Origin of the sequence: Candidatus Sodalis pierantonius str. SOPE (assembly GCF_000517405.1) — a bacterium.
Taxonomy (GTDB): Bacteria; Pseudomonadota; Gammaproteobacteria; order Enterobacterales; family Enterobacteriaceae; genus Sodalis_C; species Sodalis_C pierantonii.
This window is the reverse complement of record NZ_CP006568.1, coordinates 3,205,762-3,228,000: the sequence shown is the minus strand read 5'-3', so window position 1 is coordinate 3,228,000 and position 22,239 is coordinate 3,205,762. Positions and strand designations below refer to the sequence as shown.

Annotated in this window: 18 protein-coding genes and 3 pseudogenes; 6 read left to right on the top strand and 15 right to left on the bottom strand. The window is 55.8% G+C overall.

The annotated features are described in order from the left end of the window. Positions 1-23: 23 nt before the first annotated feature. Positions 24-947, top strand: a complete 924-nt coding sequence (locus SOPEG_RS16240; protein ID WP_025244443.1) for an IS5-like element ISSoEn1 family transposase — start codon at positions 24-26, stop codon at positions 945-947. 57 nt (positions 948-1,004) lie between these two features. Here the strand turns inward: SOPEG_RS16240 and SOPEG_RS16235 are convergent. Continuing rightward, a pseudogene (locus SOPEG_RS16235) lies at positions 1,005-2,182 on the bottom strand (efflux RND transporter permease subunit); the annotation flags it as partial. Positions 2,183-2,396: 214 nt separating this feature from the next. Between SOPEG_RS16235 and SOPEG_RS16230 the strand changes: the two are divergent. Continuing rightward, positions 2,397-2,783, top strand: a pseudogene (locus SOPEG_RS16230) (NUDIX domain-containing protein); the annotation flags it as partial. A gap of 175 nt (positions 2,784-2,958) precedes the next feature. Then, positions 2,959-4,167, top strand: a complete 1,209-nt coding sequence (locus SOPEG_RS16225; RefSeq protein WP_025246128.1) for an IS256-like element ISSoEn2 family transposase — start codon at positions 2,959-2,961, stop codon at positions 4,165-4,167. Here SOPEG_RS16225 and SOPEG_RS16220 read toward each other — a convergent pair. From SOPEG_RS16220 to SOPEG_RS16190, 7 genes are all read right to left on the bottom strand, one after another. Next, a complete protein-coding gene (locus SOPEG_RS16220) occupies positions 4,158-5,084 on the bottom strand; it encodes an IS5-like element ISSoEn1 family transposase (protein WP_025246127.1) in 927 nt (308 codons plus the stop codon). The genes SOPEG_RS16225 and SOPEG_RS16220 overlap by 10 nt on opposite strands. A gap of 110 nt (positions 5,085-5,194) precedes the next feature. Continuing rightward, complete coding sequence (locus tag SOPEG_RS28365; RefSeq protein ID WP_038468947.1) at positions 5,195-5,380, bottom strand: hypothetical protein; 186 nt, start codon at positions 5,378-5,380, stop codon at positions 5,195-5,197. 385 nt (positions 5,381-5,765) lie between these two features. Beyond that, on the bottom strand, positions 5,766-6,239 hold the full coding sequence (locus SOPEG_RS16210; RefSeq protein ID WP_025246126.1) for an ankyrin repeat domain-containing protein: 474 nt from the start codon (positions 6,237-6,239) through the stop codon (positions 5,766-5,768). Beyond that, entirely contained in the window at positions 6,236-6,451 is a 216-nt protein-coding gene (locus SOPEG_RS16205; protein ID WP_025246125.1) for a hypothetical protein, read from the bottom strand. Before SOPEG_RS16205 ends, SOPEG_RS16210 begins: the two co-directional genes overlap by 4 nt. Next, positions 6,441-8,072, bottom strand: coding sequence for an ankyrin repeat domain-containing protein (locus tag SOPEG_RS16200; protein WP_335334100.1), 1,632 nt, complete (start codon positions 8,070-8,072; stop codon positions 6,441-6,443). Before SOPEG_RS16200 ends, SOPEG_RS16205 begins: the two co-directional genes overlap by 11 nt. Positions 8,073-8,162: 90 nt before the next feature. Next, positions 8,163-8,447 carry an F-box protein gene (locus tag SOPEG_RS16195; protein WP_025246123.1) on the bottom strand — a complete coding sequence of 95 codons (285 nt, stop codon included), beginning with the start codon at positions 8,445-8,447 and terminating at the stop codon, positions 8,163-8,165. Next, the gene (locus SOPEG_RS16190; RefSeq protein WP_148297110.1) at positions 8,422-9,720 is read right to left on the bottom strand and encodes a hypothetical protein; all 1,299 of its coding nucleotides are present in this window, start codon (positions 9,718-9,720) and stop codon (positions 8,422-8,424) included. The genes SOPEG_RS16195 and SOPEG_RS16190 overlap by 26 nt, the downstream gene beginning before the upstream one ends. A gap of 19 nt (positions 9,721-9,739) precedes the next feature. Here SOPEG_RS16190 and SOPEG_RS16185 point away from each other — a divergent pair, with 19 nt between their 5' ends. Continuing rightward, complete coding sequence (locus SOPEG_RS16185; RefSeq protein WP_038468935.1) at positions 9,740-10,003, top strand: hypothetical protein; 264 nt, start codon at positions 9,740-9,742, stop codon at positions 10,001-10,003. A 107-nt stretch (positions 10,004-10,110) separates the two neighbouring features. On the opposite strand, the gene SOPEG_RS16180 is transcribed toward SOPEG_RS16185, so the two are convergent. Further along, positions 10,111-10,524 carry a hypothetical protein gene (locus SOPEG_RS16180; protein WP_025246121.1) on the bottom strand — a complete coding sequence of 138 codons (414 nt, stop codon included), beginning with the start codon at positions 10,522-10,524 and terminating at the stop codon, positions 10,111-10,113. A 1,791-nt stretch (positions 10,525-12,315) separates the two neighbouring features. After that, positions 12,316-13,239: an IS5 family transposase gene (locus SOPEG_RS16170; protein WP_025246119.1), complete on the bottom strand. Its 924-nt coding sequence runs from the start codon at positions 13,237-13,239 to the stop codon at positions 12,316-12,318. A 297-nt stretch (positions 13,240-13,536) separates the two neighbouring features. Between SOPEG_RS16170 and SOPEG_RS25100 the strand changes: the two genes are divergently transcribed. Continuing rightward, entirely contained in the window at positions 13,537-15,195 is a 1,659-nt protein-coding gene (locus tag SOPEG_RS25100; protein ID WP_081743032.1) for an ankyrin repeat domain-containing protein, read from the top strand. Positions 15,196-15,544: 349 nt separating this feature from the next. Here the strand turns inward: SOPEG_RS25100 and SOPEG_RS25095 are convergent. From SOPEG_RS25095 to hemF, 5 genes and pseudogenes are all read right to left on the bottom strand, one after another. Further along, positions 15,545-16,753 (bottom strand): annotated as a pseudogene (locus SOPEG_RS25095) (IS256 family transposase). Between the two features lie 60 nt (positions 16,754-16,813). After that, the gene (gene tkt, locus SOPEG_RS16150; RefSeq protein WP_025246114.1) at positions 16,814-18,811 is read right to left on the bottom strand and encodes a transketolase; all 1,998 of its coding nucleotides are present in this window, start codon (positions 18,809-18,811) and stop codon (positions 16,814-16,816) included. Between the two features lie 15 nt (positions 18,812-18,826). Continuing rightward, positions 18,827-19,777, bottom strand: a complete 951-nt coding sequence (gene tal / locus SOPEG_RS16145; protein ID WP_025246113.1) for a transaldolase — start codon at positions 19,775-19,777, stop codon at positions 18,827-18,829. A 232-nt stretch (positions 19,778-20,009) separates the two neighbouring features. Further along, positions 20,010-20,453 (bottom strand): YaiI/YqxD family protein, encoded by a 444-nt coding sequence (locus tag SOPEG_RS16140; protein WP_025246112.1) that lies wholly within the window; start codon positions 20,451-20,453, stop codon positions 20,010-20,012. Between the two features lie 4 nt (positions 20,454-20,457). Beyond that, complete coding sequence (gene hemF, locus SOPEG_RS16135; RefSeq protein ID WP_025246111.1) at positions 20,458-21,369, bottom strand: oxygen-dependent coproporphyrinogen oxidase; 912 nt, start codon at positions 21,367-21,369, stop codon at positions 20,458-20,460. A 265-nt stretch (positions 21,370-21,634) separates the two neighbouring features. Between hemF and SOPEG_RS16130 the strand changes: the two genes are divergently transcribed. Beyond that, on the top strand, positions 21,635-22,060 hold the full coding sequence (locus SOPEG_RS16130) for a GNAT family acetyltransferase (RefSeq protein WP_025246110.1): 426 nt from the start codon (positions 21,635-21,637) through the stop codon (positions 22,058-22,060). Positions 22,061-22,239 lie beyond the last annotated feature (179 nt).

The following is a 22,239-nucleotide window of genomic DNA, read 5'->3' as shown; positions in this document are numbered from 1 at the left end:
ATTCGTTTCAACATCAGGTCCCCATGGCAAAGCAAAAGTTTAAAATCACCAACTGGCCCGCATACAACAATGCGCTCAGGCAGCGGGGGAACCTGACAGTATGGCTTGATGAGTCAGCCATTGCTGCATGGACTGAGAGTACACCACCTGAACATCGTGGCCGGCCGCTTCACTACACCGATATGGCCATTACCACGGTTCTGATGATAAAGCGCGTGTTTAACCTTTCGCTCCGGGCGTTACAGGGTTTCGTTGACTCGATTTTTAAACTGATGGGGCTGTCGCTGCGCTGCCCAGATTACTCTCTGGTCAGCCGGCGAGCAAAAACCGTCGACATCAGCATAAAAACGCCAACCCGCGGCGAAATCTCACACCTGGTCATCGATGGCACCGGCCTGAAAGTCTTCGGCGAAGGCGAATGGAAAGTCAGGCAGCATGGGGCTGAGAGGCGCAGAGTATGGCGCAAGCTTCATCTGGCAGTAGATAGCGCGACACATGAAATTATCTGTGCCGATTTATCGCTAAGCGGTACGACAGATGCGCAGGCGCTGCCCGGGCTGATTAACCAAACCCACCGGAAAATCAGGGAAGCGTCGGCTGACAGTGCTTACGATACGCGTTACTGTCATGATGCTCTGCTGAGGAAAAAAATAAAGCCGCTTATCCCACCGCGAAGTGGTGCGCAATATTGGCCAGCTCGATACCATGAGCGTAACCATGCGGTGGCAAATCAGCATCTGAGCGGCAATAACGATACCTGGAAAAAGAAAGTAGGTTATCACCGGCGTTCACTGGCTGAAACGACCATGTTCCGGTTTAAAACACTTCTGGGTGGTCATCTGAGTCTGCATGACTATGACGCGCAGGTAGGTGAGGCTATGGCAATGGTCAAAGCGCTTAACCGGATCACGCTGTTAGGAATGCCAAACAGCGTCCGCATCATGTAACAATCGCCCTGATAGGGAGGAAGTCGTCACACAAATTTCGGATTTATTCAACAAAGCAGTATTAATACTGAAATTGAACAAATAAAGCACCGCAAAGGTGCCCAACAGCACCACCGGGACGGCGATAGTGGGGATAAGCGTGGCGCGAAAGTTCTGCAAAAACAGGTACATCACCAAAAACACCAACACAATGGCTTCACACAGAGTTTTCACCACATCGCGGATCGAGGCGCTAACGAACGGGGCGGTTTCGTAGGCGATTTTCGCCTCCAGACCATGGGGAAAGAACGGCTCCAGCTCCGCGATTTTCTTTTTCACCGCCAGATTGGTTTCCAATTCATTGGCGCCGGAGGCCTATTTGATGCCCATACTCGACGCGGCCATGCCGTTGTAGCGCGTCAAATAGTCATAGTTTTCCGATCCCAGTTCCACCGTCGCGACATCGCCCAGGGTGATATACGAACCGTCCTGATTGACGCGCAGCGTAATGGCGCGGAATTGATCCGGCGTTTCAAGCTGCGCCAGGGCATTGATAGTGGCGTTAAGGGCCTGATTGTCCACCGCGGGGGTGCCGCCGAGCTGGCCGACCGCTACCTGGCTGTTCTGCGCCTCGATGGCCGACACCACATCATCGGTGGTCAAACTGTAGTTATTCATTTGATCGGGGTTGAGCCAGATACGCATCGCATACTGCGAGCCGTAGGCATCGATACTGCCGACGTCGCTGACCCAGCTTACCGGATCCTGTACGTGGCTGACCACATAGTCGGCGATGTCCTGTTTATCCATGGATCCATCGGTCGAGACGAAAGCCACCATCATCAAATTGGTGTCGCCGGTTTTGCTTACGGTCACGCCCTGGCTTTGTACCGCCCGCGGTAAGCGGCGCTGCGCGGCCTGCAACTGATTTTGTGCCTGCTGCATGGCTTCGTTGGGATCGGTGCCCGCCAAAAAGGTCAGCGTGGTGGTGGCGCGGCCGGTATTGGTACTTTGCGAGGCCATATACAACAGATTATCGAGGCCGGTCATATTCTGTTCGATAATCTGGGTAACGGTATTTTCCAGCGTTTGCGCAGAGGCGCCGGGATATAATTGGACGAAATACGGATCGTCGGCGGCGCCAGCCGGGGATATTGCTCTATCGGCAGCGATATGATGGCCATCACGCCAGTCAGGCAAACAATAATTGCCAGCACCCAGGCAAAAATAGGGCGATCAACAAAAAAATTAGCCATCCAGTCATAACCTCAAGGCAATAGCTTATCGGGTCGGCGCTACGCGACCCTTTGCACCGGTGCTCTGTACTTTACCCGTCTGTTGCGGATAAAACGTGGAGAAATAAAGGAGATATTGTAAAAAACTGATCCCTTAGACTAGCCTGACGCCGCGGGGCGTATTAGGTTATGATCATTTTTACGCTATTCTCCTGAAACCACCATCGGAAAGATTATGTCTTTTAAGATTAAAATCATTGAAAATACGTTGTTATCTCAGCATTGGTTTGTTCTGCGCAAAATTGTCTACGATCTGATGAAAAAAGACGGCGGCAGCCAGCGTCAGATGCGAGAAGTGTACGACCGCGGCAACGGTGCGACAATATTGCTTTATCACCGCGGCAAAAACAGCGTGGTGTTAATCCGCCAGTTCCGCATGCCGACTTATATCAATGGCAATGCCGACGGTATGTTGATTGAAACCTGTGCCGGCCTGCTGGACGATGACTCTCCCGAGGAGTGTATCAGGCGCGAAGCGATGGAGGAGATCGGCTTTGCGGTGGGCGAAGTGGAAAAACTGTTTTCGGCCTATATGTCCCCAGGCGGCGTGACCGAACTGGTGCTTTGTTGAATAAATCCGAAATTTGTGACGACTTCCTCCCTATCAGGGCGATTGTTACATGATGCGGACGCTGTTTGGCATTCCTAACAGCGTGATCCGGTTAGAGCCTGTTTAGAAATTTGTGTATTTGCTTGATTTTGATATGTTCAATCCAACATCAAAAACAGGTTAATTTATGGACGAAAAACAGTTGCAGGCTCTGGCTAACGAACTGGCCAAAAATCTCAAAACCCCTGAAGATCTCAGTCACTTCGATCGGCTGCTGAAAAAAATCAGCGTCAAAGCAGCTCTCAATGCCGAAATGACCCACCACCTCGGCTACGATAAAAATCAGCCTAAACCGGGGACCAACGCCCGCAACGGCTATTCCACAAAAACCATTACCACTGGCGATGGCCCGCTGGCGCTGCGTACTCCACGCGATCGTGACGGTTCCTTTGAACCGCAACTGGTGAAGAAGAACCAGCCCCGGATTACCGGGATGGATAACCAGATTTTATCGTTGTACGCCAAAGGGATGACCACCCGCGAGATCGCCGCCGCGTTCAAAGAGCTGTATGACGCCGATGTCTCGCCGGCGCTGGTCTCAAAGGTCACCGATGCGGTCATGGAGCAGGTTGTCGAATGGCAAAACCGGCCTCTGGATGCAGTCTATCCCATTGTTTATCTTGACTGTATCGTTCTAAAAGTCCGGCAGGACAGCCGCATCATCAACAAATCTGTGTTCCTGGCGCTGGGCATCAACATCGAAGGCCAGAAAGAGTTGCTAGGTATGTGGCTGGCCGAAAATGAAGGCGCAAAGTTCTGGCTGAACGTTCTGACAGAGCTGAAAAACCGCGGCCTGAACGATATCCTTATCGCCTGCGTAGACGGACTGAAAGGTTTCCCTGACGCTATTAACGCGGTGTATCCGGAGGCGCGGCTCCAGCTGTGTATCGTGCATATGGTGCGCAACAGCCTGCTGTTCGTCTCCTGGAAGGACTACAAGGCCGTCACCCGCGACCTGAAAGCTATTCTTCAGGCCCCTACGGAAGAAGCCGGCTTGCAGGCGCTGGAAGCGTTCTCCAGTGCCTGGGACATCCGCTACCCGCAAATAAGTCGAAGCTGGCAGGCAAACTGGGCCAATCTGGCCACGTTCTTTGCCTACCCAACGGACATCCGCAAGGTGATCTACACGACCAACGCCATCGAGTCGTTAAACAGCGTGATCCGGCATGCCATCAAAAAGCGCAAGGTGTTCCCGACCGACGACGCAGTGAAAAAGGTGGTGTGGCTGGCGATACAGGCGGCCTCACAGAAATGGACAATGCCTTTGAGGGACTGGCGCATGGCAATGAGCCGCTTTATTATCGAGTTCGGTGACCGCCTGGACGGTCACTTCTGAGAAAAAGCATTTACACAGAATCGTGTACAGGGTCTCCGGTTAAGCGCTTTGACCATTGCCATAGCCTCACCTACCTGCGCGTCATAGTCATGCAGACTCAGATGACCACCCAGAAGTGTTTTAAACCGGAACATGGCCGTTTCAGCCAGTGAACGCCGGTGATAACCTACTTTCTTTTTCCAGGTATCGTTATTGCCGCTCAGATGCTGATTTGCCACCGCATGGTTACGCTCATGGTATCGAGCTGGCCAATATTGCGCACCACTTCGCGGTGGGATAAGCGGCTTTATTTTTTTCCTCAGCAGAGCATCATGACAGTAACGCGTATCGTAAGCACTGTCAGCCGACGCTTCCCTGATTTTCCGGTGGGTTTGGTTAATCAGCCCGGGCAGCGCCTGCGCATCTGTCGTACCGCTTAGCGATAAATCGGCACAGATAATTTCATGTGTCGCGCTATCTACTGCCAGATGAAGCTTGCGCCATACTCTGCGCCTCTCAGCCTCATGCTGCCTGACTTTCCATTCGCCTTCGCCGAAGACTTTCAGGCCGGTGCCATCGATGACCAGGTGTGAGATTTCGCCGCGGGTTGGCGTTTTTATGCTGATGTCGACGGTTTTTGCTCGCCGGCTGACCAGAGAGTAATCTGGGCAGCGCAGCGACAGCCCCATCAGTTTAAAAATCGAGTCAACGAAACCCTGTAACGCCCGGAGCGAAAGGTTAAACACGCGCTTTATCATCAGAACCGTGGTAATGGCCATATCGGTGTAGTGAAGCGGCCGGCCACGATGTTCAGGTGGTGTACTCTCAGTCCATGCAGCAATGGCTGACTCATCAAGCCATACTGTCAGGTCCCCCCGCTGCCTGAGCGCATTGTTATATGCGGGCCAGTTGGTGATTTTAAACTTTTGCTTTGCCATGGGGACCTGATGTTGAAACGAATGTAGTGATCAGAGCCGCCAGTCACCTAAAAGTTCGATTTATTCAACAAAGCTTGATGAAGTATCTCGGGAGCATGAACGTCAGGGCACTATATCCCAGTTTTCATTCCCGCTGATGAATTAATTTTTTTCTGATGGCGGTCAACGACTCCTTCGGCGAAAATAATCACGCTGGCGAGAAATGAGAATACATTGACCGGCGTGATCGATTGCGCCGGCAGGCCAAAGCCCGCCGTCCGCCGCGCCAGGTCACCCCTGGCGCGGGCAGGGATCACCCTGGGTGGGGAAGAGCTCGAAGCGCCGCGAGATATTTACCTTATTCAAGGATGATAGTAAATGAAAGTTGAATGATGGCCGCATAATAGGAATGTCGCCACGCTTTATTGATTTATCGTGCGTGAAATAAGCGAGCATACCGCGAAGGTTTATTATTATTCCTTGCTCAACGGGCGTCAACGCGAATAGTCCCTTAGGGTGCGGTGAGCGCTGTACGCAATAAACACCCTCGCGACAGCGGGCGGGTTTACTCACCCAGATTAGGCCGCAGAAAATAACTATGGCCCGGCGTTAGCAACGCCGGCCTGAAAGCTGCGATGGGCATGAGGGCGCACCGTGACGATGACGCGGCGGCAAACCGCCGTTTCCGGCCGGACGGAGACGTCACCGCGCGCCAACAGATTGTAGTGGGCGCGGGCCCCGCGCGGAGGGCGGGGGCATTGCCCTCAACGCCTCGGCGGCGGGTGTTGGCAGAAGGGTGCCGCGCGGTTGGCCGAAGTCACCGGGGCGCCGCCGCGTCAGCGGCGTATCGTTCGAGCAGCGCCGCATACGCGGATGCCGTCCGTGCTGCGCCAGCGTCAGCGATGTACGTCCGGCGTTATCCCTCTGTTGGATAGTGACTCCCGCTACCGACAGCAGTTGTTGTACCGCCTCGGTATGACCCCTTTCCACCGCCAGCGACAAAGCGCTCATACCATTGATATTGCGTAGGTTTATCGCGATGGCGGGGTGGGTTAACAGTTCGGAGATCGCGGCGTGATGGTTGCCCTGCGCCGCACGCATCAGCGGCGTAAAGCCCAACTGATCCACGCGGTTTATATCAATATCATTATGATTCAGCAATATCTGTACGGTCATCGCGTTACCGCGCCGCGCCTGTCCCGGCGGTTGACGTTAACGCCCGGCGCGCGGACCATATTGATGACGTTAAGGGCGATATCGCTTTCGACCGCCTGCATCAACGCGGTTTCGCCTAATGCATCGGCTTTATCCAATGCGATGCCGGGGGCATTCAGAAGCCGCAACAAGCACAGCAGCCGATCCTGGCTGACAGCCAGGCTAAAGCGCACTCTGCCCGCCGTCTCGGGAGGCGTTGACGTCCAATAGCGGGTTTTTAAGTAGCTGATCGACCACTTCGGCATCGTTAATCTCCACCGCTCTCATCAGCGGCGTAAAGCTAGTCAGATCGGCATCATTGACGTTGATATTGGGCAATTTCAACAAGCGGAGGGTGAGGTCGCGCCGCTCACTGGACAGCGCCAGCGTCAGGGCGCTAAATCCCAGGTGGTTATGCTGGTTATAGTCAACTCCGGGGGTATTGAGCAGCAGTTCCACGCAGCGGCGATGATTATTGCGTATTGCCAGCAGCAGCGCGCTATTGCCGTCATGACGCTGTGCATTGACGTTGCAGCCGGGCGCGGAGGTGATAGCGCGTACGATACTGGCTGTGCCGTTCTCGGCGGCTATCATCAGCGCCGTCATGCCCTGTTGGTTAGTGAAATTGATTGCGATGCCCGGCTGCGCCAGCCATAGGCGCACCATCGCGCTACGGCCGTTCAGCGCGGCCTGAATCAGCGGCGTGCTCAGGTTGGTGTCGGAGAGATTGATTTGGATGCCCTTCGCCTGGAGCAGCGTTTGTAAGATCGCGGGATGATCGTCGCTTGCGGCCCACAGCAGGGCGCTGGCGCCATTGTAGTCCATCCGGTTCACATCAATCCGCCGTACCGCCAGCAGGAGCCGCACCGCTTCGGTGTCGTGGCGCATCACCGCCATCATCAATGGGGTTAGCCCTTCGTTGTCGCCGCTATTGACCTCGATGTTCGGGACGCGCAGCAGGGCGGGAAGCATAGCGGTACGCCCCCTGCGTACCGCTATGGCCAAAGCCGAATTGCCGGCGACATCGCGCAGGTTGATATCAAGCCGCGACTGGCGCAGCAGCATAGGGACGATATCAACACGGTTGAGTTCCAGTGCGTGCATCAGGGCCGTTTGTCCCTGCTCATCGACGGCATTGATATTGACGTCGCTGATCTTCAACAGCATGCGTACCGCGGGTTTATGGCCCTGCATACAGGCTTGAATCAAGGGCGTGAAACCATGCTCGTCGGCGGCGTTGATCTCGCGATTCGGCATGGCATTCAACGCCCGCAGAATACCCACATTACCCTTACCGGCGGCCCAGATGAGCGCACTGGCCTCCTCGGTGTCCCTGAGGTTAATGTCGATATCCGGTTTGGCCAACAGCAGGGTGACCAGCTCGCTGTATTCATGGCTAATCGCGTGCATGAGCGCGGTCATACCGGAGTTATCCGCCGCGTTGACATCCAGATGGGCAAAGGCCAGCAGGGCGCGGGAAACGGGGAGATTGCCGGTCTGCGCCGCCATGATGAGCGGCGTGATATCGCGCAGATCGCGGCTGTTAACATCAATGCCCGGCGTATGCAGCAGCAGTAAGGCGATATCGCTGCGATCTTGCGTAATGGCCAGGAGCAACGGTGAAATACCGTTATGATCGTCGGCGTTAATATCAAGGTCCGGTACCGCCAGCAATTGGCGCACACGGTCGATATAGCCGTGCTGAATCGCGTTAAGTAAAGCGAAGCTACCCTCATGGTTGACCGCATTGACGTTGATGTCCGGCCGCGCCAGCAGTGCGCTGAGCAGGGCGCCGTCGCGATGTCCCGCCGCAATCAGGGTGGCGGTATTGCCTTGAAGATCCGTGGCACCGGGGTCGACGCCTGCGATCGCCAGCAGGGGGGTAAGTAGATCGACACGCCCTTCTTACACCGCAAACAGCGGCAGGTCGGCGGCCTGATCGAACCCGGCCACAGAGCCGCCATGGGCACTGAAAAATTGCACGGCCGGCACGTTGAAAGCGCGTGCCGCCGTCACTAATTGTGCCGCCTGGCGCTGAGCGCTGAATTGCTTCAGGCTATGCGCCGCCTCCTGCCGGTAGCGATCGTTAAGTTGCGCCACGGCGGCCAGGCTGGCCAAATCCAGCTGACGCAGAATATTTTCGACCACTTCGCCCGGTAAGTCATCAATGGATCGCGCCTGACCGGCCACGTCCGCTGCCCACTTGCGCGCCGCCGCCTTGGAGCCTTTCCCTCCCAGCCCCTGGGTGCGGATATTGCGCAGATGAACGGCCAATTTTTTTGGCACTTTGCGCAGCACCCCTTCGGGACTCAACGTATATTTGATCCCGCAAACATCGCCGTTGTACGGGTTGATGCGCACGAAAACCGTCTGCCCGCGATAGGTATCGCCCGCCAACGCCAGTAGAGGCACCTCGTGCTCCAGCCCGGGGAGACGCCGTGGCGCACGAATACCGCGCCGCCGCGAGCAGTTGTTCGCAGGCCATGACTTTCACCGCGCGACGGACGGCAAATAAGCCACCGCGTCCTAGCGCAGAGCCGAAATGCAAGCTGATCGCCGATGCCTCGCCAACAACCGGCACCAGCGCAAGCGCATCGAAGGCGCAGGGCAGCAGCGCGTTGGCCGTCTCGCCGCGGCTCAGGAGGCGGACACAGTCGTAGAAGGGAACCAGCGACAGCAGGAAGTCCAGCGCCTGTTCGCGAAAGGTGGCGTCATAGCCTTGTTGATACAGATGGGTGCTGAACTGTGTCTGGTGGTGGGTGGCCAAGGTCATCGCCAGCGCTTCCAGCGGCGCGCCGGGCTGCTTTAGCCTTTCTTGCTGCTCGTGTATTTTTAAATCATAACGTTTGTAACGATAATGGCGCGGCGCGGGAAACAGATTGTGATAGCGACTATCGTTGCGGTCCACGCGGCTTAAGAGATACCTGCCCTCCTGGAGCTGAAGGGCATAAATTCGCTCTTCTTGCTGATGACGCGCAAGCAACAGTTCCACGCCGGGTAGGAGCTCCAGCACTAAATCTACGACCGATTGCCCGCTATGATGCAGGCCGCTTAGCTCAAAAGCGGAAAACGCGGCAACCGGTGAGCGCTCCGCCCGCGCGAAGGTGACCTGCGCCAGACGGATAAAATCCCTCTCCACCTCGTCCAGCCGGGCAAAGGTATTGCTCAAGATCAAGAGATCAACGGTAGCGTAATGGCGGGCCAGTTCAGCGTTTTGTTCTTCAAAACGCCCGTCGATATCGGGCAGTGGCGGCAAATCCGGTTCTCCCGGCGGCGGGCAGGAACAGTGCCAGGGGCCGTGGGCGTTGAGGTAACTTTCCGTATCGGCCTGTAACGCCTTCGCCGCGTCGGCGTGGGCCAGCTCGGGACAGCGGTTGACAATGGCGTCTTGCGCCAGCTGGCGGCGGCTGCGCCAGGCGTCCAGCGCCATACCAAATTGACGTACGGGATCGTTGGCCAGCATCTCGGCATCCACATCGAGGATGAAACGTTCCAGCGCGCGTACGCAGCTCCTCTTCCGGGTAAGCGGCATCGGGAAAGTGATAACGATAGCGCAGCAGGGCAGGGAGCTGAAAAATTTCCAGATATTCCGGCGGCAGCGCGCGTTTCTCCAGCAGCAGCGCCAGCGCGCATCCGAGATCGACGGCTTCATCTACCGAGAGGGCATGAGGCGTGCCGCGCTGTGCCTCATCAGCACGTGCCATCCTCGCCAGCCGCAGCCCCGCATGGGCATAGGCCCAGCGTAAATCCACCACGGGGAGGGCGCTCCAGCGGCGATCGTGAGGCCAGCTCATCAGCGCCGGCGCTGACTTACCGGCCACCTCTTCCAGCAAATATTTACGCGCCGGGTAGTTTAACGTGCCGCCCTGGGGACGTCGTGTTGGTGCAGCAACTGATGCAGCCAGTGACGCAACTGCCCGATCAGGGCGGCATGCGGCGCTAGCTGCCGCCCGGCGTCGGCCAATGTGTCCGCCAGCAGCGCCTCGAAAGTTTGGTTGAAGAGGACGCCCGTTAACCAGCCGTTAAACAGCTGGTGTTGCGTGTCGGGGCTGAGCCACTCCCCAGGGTTGGCGCCGTATAGACCCGCGGGCCGCAGCAGCTCTTGTACCAGCTGTGACAGGTGCGCCGGCCGGCGGACGAATTTCACCACCAGATTCGCCCGGTGTCGAAGCGATAACACCGCTTCGTCCTGCGGATCAAGCCGGCGATGCTGCAGCAGTAGGGTATAAATGGCCCGCGTTTGCGCCTCAAGTCGGGTGGACGTCATACCCAGCGGCGTTATGGCCGCGGAATCGGAACTCAGGGTGGCAGGCGTCCGCCCGCGCGCTCCAACTCTGGCGGCGCCGGCGCGCCGATCCTCGATGACGTCGGGATAGCGGGCTGCTGCTCAGCCCGCCCGGCGTCGGACGCTACCGTTTCCGGCGGCAGGAGCGCTAAGGCGGTTTTATCGTTACGGGGCGGCGCTGCGCTGAAGGGAGAGGTTGCGCCAACCGGGGACGCCTTACGAAAAGCGGCCGCGGCGCTTGTCGAGGACGCCGCTTCGGAGGGGGACGTTGCACCGGCAGAGAACGCCGTCGTGGCGCGAAGTCCGTCTGCCTGGGCTGAGGTTCGCGTCCTCGGGATGTCTGTGTCTTGCGCCGCGGGCGTCGTCGCTGCCGGATGTGAGAGGCGCGCTATCCCGGGCTGGTCCGGCGTCAGCGCACTCACCCGCCAGAGCCCCGATCCTTTGCCAAGCGCCGACCCCTTGCTAAAAATTGCGCCCTCCGCCGGCGGATCGCGCCTGGGCACCTTCAGCACAACGGGGCGTCGTCCAAGTGCTTGTACCGGTTGTAGCTGTACCGAGAGGAGCGCCAGAATAAAAATATTCGCCATGGCTTTATGATAGCCGCTGTGATTCTCGCGATGGGGGGATTGGTCAACTGAAGACAATCGTGACCCGCGTGGACGCGTGGCGCTTTTCGACGAGCGGCTTACTTGCAAATCATTATAGTAATGCCCAATACATTTACGATGGCGATCAATACTGGTTGGCATAAGCGATCTCCAGACTATTAACGCTAAGGCGCAATAAAATGGCCGGTAAGCGTCAAAATTGAAACGGTTAAATTCGCTAATAACGCTTCGCTGCACGTTCAGCGCGGCAATTAAAACGCGTTATATACCTGTTCCCAACGACGATCGTTGGGCTGCAAGCGGCGCCGGTGTGCAGCCTCTAGCTGCCATTACTCGCTGCGATAGGTGGAGAGATAACGATGCCGCACGATCAGCTTAGTTAATTTTTAATGACACAGTTGGCAATAACATCAGCCTGAATATCGTGTACGTTTCTGCGTCCTTACAATTCATTAGTGTATTATTGAATTAAGGCGTTACCCATTAACCCATCAATGTATAATACCCTCGTTATTAATAAGTTTATCCCGTAGCTTGTCAATAATAAATCGAATTTTTACGACATTAATCGATTCGTTTATCATTAAATCTGCTATTGCTGCCAGAAAATAAAATAGACGATCATTATTCAAGTTTTGCTACACGGCGTGCGAACGGCAGATGAGCAACGTTGATAAACGACGGGACGATGTGAATTGCGTTTGCCCTCCGGCCGATACCCTCGACCACATGACGTACCGCCGTTCTGCAACCTTACCTGGCGCTTCACAACCATCGCCCGGTGAGGTGCAGCGATTAGCGCCGGTGGCTGCCGGCAAAACCGAACGGCGATGGCTGACATCGCCGCTGTTTATCACATTGTGTCCTCCCCAGAGGGTGAAAGATGTTTATCGTTTATTGCAACTTGACGGCCGATGAGAATAAAAGGGGACGCGTCGGCCGGTTTATTTCTCTCTGCCCCAGTATGACTGTTAATAAGCCTACAGTTCTGCTAGGTAGGCGCAGAAGTTTTTTCCTGGAGAGTAAGAAAGAATAAGTAAAAAGTTAAAGTCAGGAGGCTTGATGATGCATTGCGGTGCAAAACGCGTCGTTAGCTATGATCTCTTAACCGCTTTGTTGAATAAATCCGAAATTTGTGACGACTTCCTCCCTATCAGGGCGATTGTTACATGATGCGGACGCTGTTTGGCATTCCTAACAGTGTGATCCGGTTAAGTGCTTTAACCATTGCCATTGCCTCACCTACCTGCGCGTCATAGTCATGCAGACTCAGATGACCACCCAGAAGTGTTTTAAACCGGAACATGGCCGTTTCAGCCAGTGAACGCCGGTGATAACCTACTTTCTTTTTCCAGGTATCGTTATTGCCCCTCAGATGCTGATTTGCCACCGCATGGTTACGCTCATGGTATCGAGCTGGCCAATATTGTGCACCACTTCGCGGTGGGATAAGCGGCTTTATTTTTTTCCTCAGCAGAGCATCATGACAGTAACGCGTATCGTAAGCACTGTCAGCCGACGCTTCCCTGATTTTCCGGTGGGTTTGGTTAATCAGCCCGGGCAGCGCCTGCGCATCTGTCGTACCGCTTAGCGATAAATCGGCACAGATAATTTCATGTGTCACGCTATCTACTGCCAGATGAAGCTTGCGCCATACTCTGCGTCTCTCAGCCCCATGCTGCCTGACTTTCCATTCGCCTTCGCCGAAGACTTTCAGGCCGGTGCCATCGATGACCAGGTGTGAGATTTCGCCGCGGGTTGGCGTTTTTATGCTGATGTCGACGATTTTTGCTCGCCGGCTGACCAGAGAGTAATCTGGGCAGCGCAGCGACAGCCCCATCAGTTTAAAAATCGAGTCAACGAAACCCTGTAACGCCCGGAGCGAAAGGTTAAACACGCGCTTTATCATCAGAACCGTGGTAATGGCCATATCGGTGTAGTGAAGCGGCCGGCCACGATGTTCAGGTGGTGTACTCTCAGTCCATGCAGCAATGGCTGACTCATCAAGCCATACTATCAGGTCCCCCCGCTGCCTGAGCGCATTGTTATATGCGGGCCAGTTGGTGATTTTAAACTTTTGCTTTGCCATGGGGACCTGATGTTGAAACGAATGTAGTGATCAGAGCCGCCAGTCACCTAAAAGTTCGATTTATTCAACAAAGCCTCTCTTAACGCCGATTTTTTATTATTTCCCTTCTCTAGTTCGCTATAATTAATATCGTATATCGTCTCTTATGCTGTGTTTTATTTTATTCTTCGCTTGGGTGTTGTCGTGTAAAAATGTTAATTTATTTCGGCGGGTGATGGTTGAGGTATAGTCCCTTCCTGTTAGCGTATTGCATGGCTGAAAGACAGCGGTGATCCCTGAAAATAAAGGAGAGACGTGATGATTACCGAATTATCGTCGTACCGCCGGCAGATTGGCTGCCACCATACTCGCCAGTTACCACCGGGTAATATGAACCACAATTCCGTGGCCAGAAATGACGAAAATAATGCCCGCACCGTGCCATCGCGGTGTATGCCGCTATTGATAACGGGCTTGTTACTCACGAGCCAAATCGCTCAAGCGCTTGCCGCCCCGCCCACCGTTACCCGGGGGCAGCACGGTCCTCCATCGCGCGGCGCTGGCGCGCTGCGCACCGTCAGACAGACATCTGCAGCGCATTCCGCGAGCGAAAGCTACGCGCCCGCAGCGCCCGCCTTGGGCGTGGGACACGCCCCAGAGCCACCCGTATTTCCCAGCCGGTCAGACCGGGACAGCGTGCTTGCTGGGCATAGCCATTTCTCTCACTCGGACGAAGCGCAAGCACCGCCGGCACGCACCGCTGCACGTAAAAAACGCTGGGATAAAGTCCCTGATTTGGCCATTGTTCCTGGTTGTGACGCTTCAGGACGCCTAAATCTGGCCCTCCCCGCGTCGCAATGTAGGGATGTCACCGCGTCGCATTGTCCGGCCCGGCACCTCGGCGAGGCAGTGGCGTCCCCCGCGAGGTTACCTTTCTCTCTCGCGCAAGCCGCCAAAGAGGGGGATCTCGATTGCGTTAATGCCTGCTTACGCGCGGGTAGCGTCGTCGACCAGCTTGATGAAAATAATTACACGCCGCTACAGTTGGCCATAAAAAATGGCCACCTCGCTGTGGTAGAGACTTTATTAAGCCATAACGCTAGCCTTGCGGTTGTCACTCAGGACAGGAACGCCACCGTGCTGCATTTGGCCGCACACGCCGGTTGTCCCGAGGTGTTGCTACTGCTGGCTGATGTTGACAGAGGCTTAGTCAATCAGAAGGATAGCTGTGGTTGGACCCCGTTGATGATTGCCACGCAATGGCCAGACCCCACACTGTGCTCAATCCTGCTTAACGTCACGGGAATCAATGTCAACCTTACCAATCGTTATCATCAAAGCGCCCTGTGGTTAGCAACCGCCCATGGCAACAAGAAGGTCTTTGATCGGCTACTTCAATGCCAGGATGTTGACGTTAATATTGCCGATAACTATAACAATACCGCGCTAATGGAGGTGGTCAGAAAGGGTAAAAATTGCCGCCTAAAGCAACTTCTTAAAAACACAAGTATAGATATTAACCGGCAAGATAATCGGCACCAGACGGCGCTAATGCTGGCGATTGAACACAACAAGCCCCGGATGTTTGATTCATTACTTGCGGCTGAAGGGCAAGACCCCAGCCTTCCTGGGTGGTATGGCGAAACTGCGCTATATATGGCGGTGAATTTGGCGGTGAAATCGGGCAATTTAAGCTACGTTCAGAAACTCATGGCCAAAAGCACTGACGAGATCAACGCGACGGAATATGACGGCAACACCGCGCTGCATATGGCGGCCTACGCCGATAAACGGGCCATCGTCGAGCAGTTGCTAACGGCAGAGAGTATCAACGTCATGCTTAAAAACCGTCACGGTGAAGATGCCCTACATCGCGCTACGAAATCTACCGAGACGTATTGGGTGCTTAGAAACTATATGATGCAACATCAACTCGGCCCCATCGACGATGAGGTGGCCGACGAAAAATCGCCCTAGATCTGCGTTGGGCGACCCCGGCGCCGTTGGACTAAGCTGCCCGCTTTGCGTCGGCAAACCGCTCAGAAGCGCGCACTGAGCTGCGTGCTGTGAGGTAGGCAGGCGGCGCGTGCTAGGGCATCCCCGGGCGAATGTGGTCTCGACGGCGCGTGGCAACGTGGGTAAGCGGATACCAAGCGCAACGGGATAGCGCAAACCAAGCGCAACGGGGTATGGAATACTCGACGCAACGGGGTAAAGGGAATAACAAACAAAACGCCGGGACCCGAGGGTCGCCGGCGTAAGGTAAGGCGAGGACTTATTTCAGCAGCAAACAAGCCCGTACCGGATTCTGTGTAAATGCCTTTTCTCAGAAGTGACCGTCCAGGCGGTCACCGAACTCGATAATAAAGCGGCTCATTGCCATGCGCCAGTCCCTCAAAGGCATTGTCCATTTCTGTGAGGCAGCCTGCATCGCCAGCCACACCACCTTTTTCACTGCGTCGTCGGTCGGGAACACCTTGCGCTTTTTGATGGCATGCCGGATCACGCTGTTTAACGACTCGATGGTGTTGGTCGTGTAGATCACCTTGCGGATGTCCGTTGGGTAGGCAAAGAATGTGGCCAGATTGGCCCAGTTTGCCTGCCAGCTTCGACTTATTTGCGGGTAGCGGATGTCCCAGGCACTGGAGAACGCTTCCAGCGCCTGCAAGCCGGCTTCTTCCGTAGGGGCCTGATAGATAGCTTTCAGGTCGCGGGTGGACGGCCTTGTAGTCCTTCCAGGAGACGAACCGCAGGCTGTTGCGCACCATATGCACGATACACAGCTGGAGCCGCGCCTCCGGATACACCGCGTTAATAGCGTCAGGGAAACCTTTCAGCCCGTCTACGCAGGCGATAAGGATATCGTTCAGGCTGCGGTTTTTCAGCTCTGTCAGCACGTTCAGCCAGAACTTTGCGCCTTCATTTTCGGCCAACCACATGCCTAGCAACTCTTTCTGGCCTTCGATGTTGATGCCCTGCGCCAGGAACACAGATTTGTTGATGATGCGGCTGTCCTGCCGGACTTTTAGAACGATACAGTCAAGATAAACAATGGGATAGACTGCATCCAGAGGCCGGTTTTGCCATTCGACAACCTGCTCCATGACCGCATCGGTGACCTTGAGACCAGCGCCGGCGAGACATCGGCGTCATACAGCTCTTTGAACGCGGCGGCGATCTCGCGGGTGGTCATCCCTTTAGCGTACAACGATAAAATCTGGTTATCCATCCCGGTAATCCGGGTCTGGTTCTTCTTCACCAGTTGCGGTTCAAAGGAACCGTCACGATCGCGCGGAGTACGCAGCGCCAGCGGGGCATCGCCAGTGGTAACGGTTTTTGTGGAATAGCCGTTGCGGGCGTTGGTCCCCGGTTTAGGCTGATTTTTATCGTAGCCGAGGTGATGGGTCATTTCGGCATTGAGAGCTGCTTCGACGCTGATTTTTTTCAGCAGCCGATCGAAGTGACTGAGATTTTCAAGGGTTTTGAGATTTTTGGTCAGTTCGTTAGCCAGAGCCTGCAACTGTTTTTCGTCCATAAATTAACCTGTTTTTGATGTTGGATTGAACATATCAAAATCAGGAAAATACACAAATTTCTAAACAGGCTCCAGCAAACGAGCTTTGCTCAGCACGTTATCGACGGTAAAATCGAACACTTTAAACAACTCTTCCGCCGGTGCCGATTCACCGAAGGTGGTCATGCCGACAATCAGCCCGTTCAGACCAACGTACTTGTACCAATAATCGGCGATACCGGCCTCTATGGCGACACGCGCCGTCACCGCTTTCGGCAATACCGACTCGCGATAGGCATCGTCCTGCAAATCAAAGACGTCGGTGGAGGGGAGTGATACCACGCGCACCTTGCGCCCTTCATCCTTCAACTGCTGATAAGCGGCCACCGCCAGCTCCACTTCCGAACCGGTGGCGATAAGGATGAGCTCCGGTTGTCCGTCGCAATCTTTAAGCACATAGCCGCCTCGGGCGATATCCGCCAGCTGCTGCGTCGTGCGATCCTGCTGCGCGAGATTCTGACGCGACAAAATAAGCGCGGTAGGACCGTCATGGCGCTCGATGGCTTTCTTCCAGGCAACCGCCGTTTCCACCTGATCGCAAGGGCGCCAGTTACTCATGTTCGGCGTCATGCGCAGGCTGGCCAATTGCTCCACCGGCTGATGGGTCGGACCGTCTTCACCCAGGCCAATGGAGTCGTGGGTATACACCATGATGTGGCGCGCCTTCATCAGCGCTGCCATGCGCACCGCGTTACGGGCGTATTCGACGAACATCAAAAAGGTGGCCGTATAGGGCACGAAGCCGCCGTGATGGGCGATACCGTTACCAATGGCCGTCATGCCGAATTCGCGCACGCCGTAATGAATATAGTTACCGGCGGGATCATCGGCGATAGAGATGGATTTCGACCAAATGGTCAAATTACTCGGCGTCAGATCCGCCGAACCGCCCAGGAATTCCGGCAGCATGGGACCAAAGGCCTCCAGCGCATTCTGCGAGGCTTTACGGCTGGCGATCTTCGCCGGCTTGGCCTGGAGCTGCTCGATGATTTTCTGGCTCTCCGCCTGCCAGTTTGCCGGCAGTTCACCATTTATCCGACGTTTGAACTCGCGCGCCAGCTCGGGGAAAGCATTTTCATAGGCGGCGAATTTATCATTCCAGGCAGCTTCTTTCTGCTTGCCCGCCTCTTTCGCATCCCAACCTTGGTAGATTTCCGCCGGGATCACGAACGGCGGCTCGTTCCAGCCGAGCGCTTTGCGGGTAGCGGCGATTTCGTCGTCACCCAGAGGCGCGCCGTGGGCGCCGTGGGTGCCGGCTTTGGTCGGGGCGCCGAAGGCGATAACGGTTTTACACATCAGCAGCGACGGCTTATCGGTGACGGCGCGGGCGTTCTCGATAGCCGCTTTGACCGATTCGCTATCGTGGCCGTCCACGCCGCGCACGACGTGCCAGCCATAGGCTTCAAAACGGGCGGCGGTGTCATCGCTGAACCAGCCTTCGACGTCGCCGTCGATGGAGATGCCGTTATCGTCGTAAAACGCCAGCAGTTTTCCTAGCTTCATGGTGCCGGCCAGCGAGCAGACTTCATGAGAGATGCCTTCCATCATGCAGCCGTCGCCGAGGAAAACATAGGTATGGTGATCGACAATCTCATGGCCAGGGCGGTTGAACTGCGCCGCCAGCGTACGTTCGCCAATCGCCAGACCCACGGCGTTGGCGATGCCTTGGCCCAGCGGCCCGGTGGTGGTTTCCACGCCATCGGTGTAGCCGTATTCCGGATGCCCCGGCGTTTTGGAATGCAGCTGCCGGAAGTTTTTCAATTCTTCCATCGGCAGATTGTAGCCAGTAAGGTGCAACAGGCTGTAAAGCAGCATCGAACCGTGCCCGTTGGAAAGAATAAAACGGTCGCGGTCGGCCCATTTCGAATTGGACGGATTATGGTTCATGTAATCGCGCCACAGGACTTCGGCGATATCCGCCATGCCCATCGGCGCGCCGGGATGGCCGGAATTGGCTTTTTGCACAGCGTCCATGCTTAACGCACGAATAGCGTTGGCCAGCGCTTTTCTTGATGTCATTAGATGCTCCAAAGGTTACAGTTTTGCCACCAAAAGATCTTCCAGGCTTTGTTGGTCAACCGCGAACTGGCGGATGCCTTCGGCCAGTTTGTCCACGGCCATCGCATCCTGGTTGTGTTCCCAGCGGAATTCCGATTCAGACAGCGGCGCCGGCTGATGAAAACCTTCGGTAGAGGGAGACAGTTTACGCTCAACGCGCCCATCGCCTTTGTGCAGCTCTTCCAGCAGGGCTGGGGAAATGGTCAGGCGATCGCAGCCGGCCAGCGCCAGAATCTGTTCCACTTTACGGAAGCTGGCGCCCATGATAACGGTCTGATAACGGTGCTGTTTATAATAATCATAGATTTTGCGCACCGACACCACGCCCGGATCCTCGTCGACCACGTACGGATCGAGCGGTTTACGCTGGTTATACCAGTCGTAAATGCGGCCGACAAACGGCGAAATCAGATACACGCCCGCTTCGGCGCAGGCGCGTGCCTGCGCAAAGGAGAATAGCAGCGTCAGATTACAGTTAATGCCTTCTTTTTCCAGCTCTTCCGCGGCTTGAATCCCTTCCCAGGTGGAAGCAAGCTTAATGAGAATACGGGATTTATCAATACCCTGTTCCTGATAGAGGGCCACCAGTTTACGGGCCTTGGCGACACACATGCCGCGAGTGAAGGAGAGGCGCGCATCCACTTCGGTAGAGACACGTCCAGGCACGCTTTTCAGAATTTCCACGCCGATATTGACCGCTAATTTGTCGCTGGCGTTAATAATCTGGGTTTCACGGGTGCCGCCCTGCTTGCGGGCGTAGGCCAGCGCGTCTTCAAACAGCGGCTGATAGGCGGTGAGGCTGGCGGCTTTCAGGATCAGGGATGGATTGGTGGTGGCATCTTGCGGTGTGTAATGACGGATGGACTCGATGTCTCCGCTGTCGGCCACGACGGTGGTGAATTGTTTCAGACCTTCTAACTGGTTCATTTCTCTACTCCATGAATTGAATACTATCACCCGCATAAGTGACGGTTAACTTTAGGATAACACTGCATCAACAAGACGTAGAATGAAATACGCTTTTTCTGATTATTATGATGACCCTAATCGATGGCCGCGCAGAAGGCAGCGTCCGGGGGGGCGCTGTCGCGTAAGGTCAATAATCTACTTTATCGTATCATAAATAATTGTGAAAGAGTGCTATATATTCGCGTCGCGTTCAAACCTGATGCAGCCATTTATCCAACTGACGCGCAAATTCCTGGCGTTCTCGCTGCCCGAGCGGCGGCGGACCGCCCGTCTGTATGCCGCTGCCGCGTAGCGTGTCCATAAAATCCCGTAGGGTCAGTTTTTCGCGAATCGTAGCCTGCTGATAAAGCTCGCCGCGCGGATTAAGCGCCAGCGCGCCCTTCGCCAGCACTTCCGCCGCCAGCGGAATGTCGGCGGTAATGACCAGATCGCCCGCGGCGGCGCGTTTGACGATTTCATTGTCCGCCACGTCGAAACCGGCGGCCACCCGCAAGGTGCGGATAAAGCGTGACGGCGGCACTTGCAGCGATTGATTGGCCACCAGCGTGACCTGTATTTCATGCTGCCCGGCGGCGCGAAACAGAATGTCTTTAATCACCCGGGGACAGGCATCGGCATCCACCCAGATTTCCATGGCGTTACTCCTGCAGCCAGTCGCGGACCGGCAAAAAGTCGCGATATAGCGCGGCTTCAGGGCTATTGGGCGCCGGCTCGTGATGATATTCCCAGCGGGCCAGCGGCGGCATCGACATCAGAATAGACTCGGTGCGGCCGCCCGATTGCAGACCGAATAACGTGCCGCGATCCCACACCAGATTGAACTCGACATAGCGGCCGCGGCGATAGAGCTGGAACTGCCGCTCGCGTTCGCCCCAGGTATGGGACTTGCGCCGTTCGACGATGGGCAAATAAGCGTCCAGATAGCCCTGGCCGACGGCGCGGGCAAAGGCGAAGGCCTGGTGAAAATCGGGGGTATTCAAATCATCGAAAAACAGCCCGCCGATACCGCGCGCTTCGTTGCGGTGCCTGAGAAAAAAATAGTCATCGCACCAGCGTTTGTAGCGGGGGTAGACGTCGCCGCTGAACGGCAGGCAGAGCGCTTGCGCCGTGCGGTGCCAGTGCACGGCATCTTCGTGAAAGCCGTAAAACGGCGTCAGGTCGAAACCGCCGCCAAACCACCAGATGGGTGCCGTGCCCGGTTTCTCGGCGATAAAAAAGCGCACATTGGCGTGGCTGGTGGGGACGAAAGGATTTTCCGGATGCACGACCAGCGACACGCCCATGGCTTGATACGATCTTCCAGCCAGTTCCGGTCGGTGGGCGGTGGCGGAGGCCGGCAGGGCGCCGCCATACACCCGCGAGAAATTCACCCCGGCCTGCTCGAAGACCCGGCCCTGGCGCAGTACTCGCGTCCGTCCGCCGCCCTCGGCGCGCTGCCAGAGATCCTCATGGAAAACGGCGCCGCCGTCGGCGGCGGTCAGTGCAGCGCAAATCGTCTCCTGCAGCCCAAGAAGATAGGCATTGATGTGTTCGATATCCGGTTGTTCCATCGCTAAATCCCTGTATGTAAGCGGCGAAAAGGTGAAGCCACGCCAGTATAACGCCGGCGGGGCCGTAACACTAACCGTTGCGGGCCAAAACGGCGCTTAGGCGCGGCGTGGACGCCTGGGCGGAGGTAAACGACGTTGAAAGAGAGGGGATTTCGAGCGAAAGCGCGCGAAAGAGTCATAAACCGCGCCGGAGTTATTTGCCTTCATCGCAAATAACGTGATAATCAGTTGAATCATTCATTACTCTGTAGCGGCGGCGGCAATTATGGAAATTCGAGTATTTCGTCATGACGATTTTGAAGAGGTCATTACGCTATGGGAACGCTGCGATTTGTTGCGATCGTGGAACGATCCCGAAATGGATATTGAGCGTAAGCTGAACCATGATCCCGATCTTTTTCTGGTGGCGGAAGTGGCCGGGGAAGTGGTGGGGTCGGTGATGGGCGGTTATGACGGCCACCGCGGCTCTGCCTACTACCTGGGGGTGCACCCGGATTATCGCGGCCGCGGTATCGCCAATGCGTTAATAAGCCGGCTGGAGAAAAAATTGATTGCCCGCGGCTGTCCAAAAATCAATCTGATGGTGCGCGGCGAAAACGACGCGGTGATTAACATGTACGAAAAGCTGGGATACGAAATGCAAGATAGCGTATTGCTGGGCAAACGGCTTATTGAGGATCAGGAGTATTAAAGCGGCGCGACACCGGCGGCCCTCCCGCCGCGGTGTCGCGTCGCGCGATTATTGTTTTTGCAGTTGCTCAACTTCCACCGACGTCCCCTGCGGGCCTTTATGCAGCCTACCGCTGACGATAATGAGATCGTCGGGGGAGATATCGGCCCCGTGCCGACCGTCCGGCGCGATATGCAGCG

What these genes read in the sequence shown, in the direction of transcription:
- SOPEG_RS16170 (WP_025246119.1), bottom strand. Translation starts at nt 13,239, where the DNA reads ATGGCAAAGCAAAAGTTTAAAATCACCAACTGGCCCGCATATAACAAT.
- SOPEG_RS16130 (WP_025246110.1), top strand. Translation starts at nt 21,635, where the DNA reads ATGGAAATTCGAGTATTTCGTCATGACGATTTTGAAGAGGTCATTACG.
- SOPEG_RS16140 (WP_025246112.1), bottom strand. Translation starts at nt 20,453, where the DNA reads ATGGAAATCTGGGTGGATGCCGATGCCTGTCCCCGGGTGATTAAAGAC.
- SOPEG_RS16210 (WP_025246126.1), bottom strand. Translation starts at nt 6,239, where the DNA reads ATGACCGTACAGATATTGCTGAATCATAATGATATTGATATAAACCGC.
- SOPEG_RS16220 (WP_025246127.1), bottom strand. Translation starts at nt 5,084, where the DNA reads ATGGCAAAGCAAAAGTTTAAAATCACCAACTGGCCCGCATATAACAAT.
- hemF (WP_025246111.1), bottom strand. Translation starts at nt 21,369, where the DNA reads ATGGAACAACCGGATATCGAACACATCAATGCCTATCTTCTTGGGCTG.
- tal (WP_025246113.1), bottom strand. Translation starts at nt 19,777, where the DNA reads ATGAACCAGTTAGAAGGTCTGAAACAATTCACCACCGTCGTGGCCGAC.
- SOPEG_RS16180 (WP_025246121.1), bottom strand. Translation starts at nt 10,524, where the DNA reads ATGACGTCCACCCGACTTGAGGCGCAAACGCGGGCCATTTATACCCTA.
- SOPEG_RS16185 (WP_038468935.1), top strand. Translation starts at nt 9,740, where the DNA reads ATGAAACGTTCCAGCGCGCGTACGCAGCTCCTCTTCCGGGTAAGCGGC.
- SOPEG_RS16190 (WP_148297110.1), bottom strand. Translation starts at nt 9,720, where the DNA reads ATGCTGGCCAACGATCCCGTACGTCAATTTGGTATGGCGCTGGACGCC.
- SOPEG_RS16225 (WP_025246128.1), top strand. Translation starts at nt 2,959, where the DNA reads ATGGACGAAAAACAGTTGCAGGCTCTGGCTAACGAACTGGCCAAAAAT.
- SOPEG_RS25100 (WP_081743032.1), top strand. Translation starts at nt 13,537, where the DNA reads ATGATTACCGAATTATCGTCGTACCGCCGGCAGATTGGCTGCCACCAT.
- tkt (WP_025246114.1), bottom strand. Translation starts at nt 18,811, where the DNA reads ATGACATCAAGAAAAGCGCTGGCCAACGCTATTCGTGCGTTAAGCATG.
- SOPEG_RS16240 (WP_025244443.1), top strand. Translation starts at nt 24, where the DNA reads ATGGCAAAGCAAAAGTTTAAAATCACCAACTGGCCCGCATACAACAAT.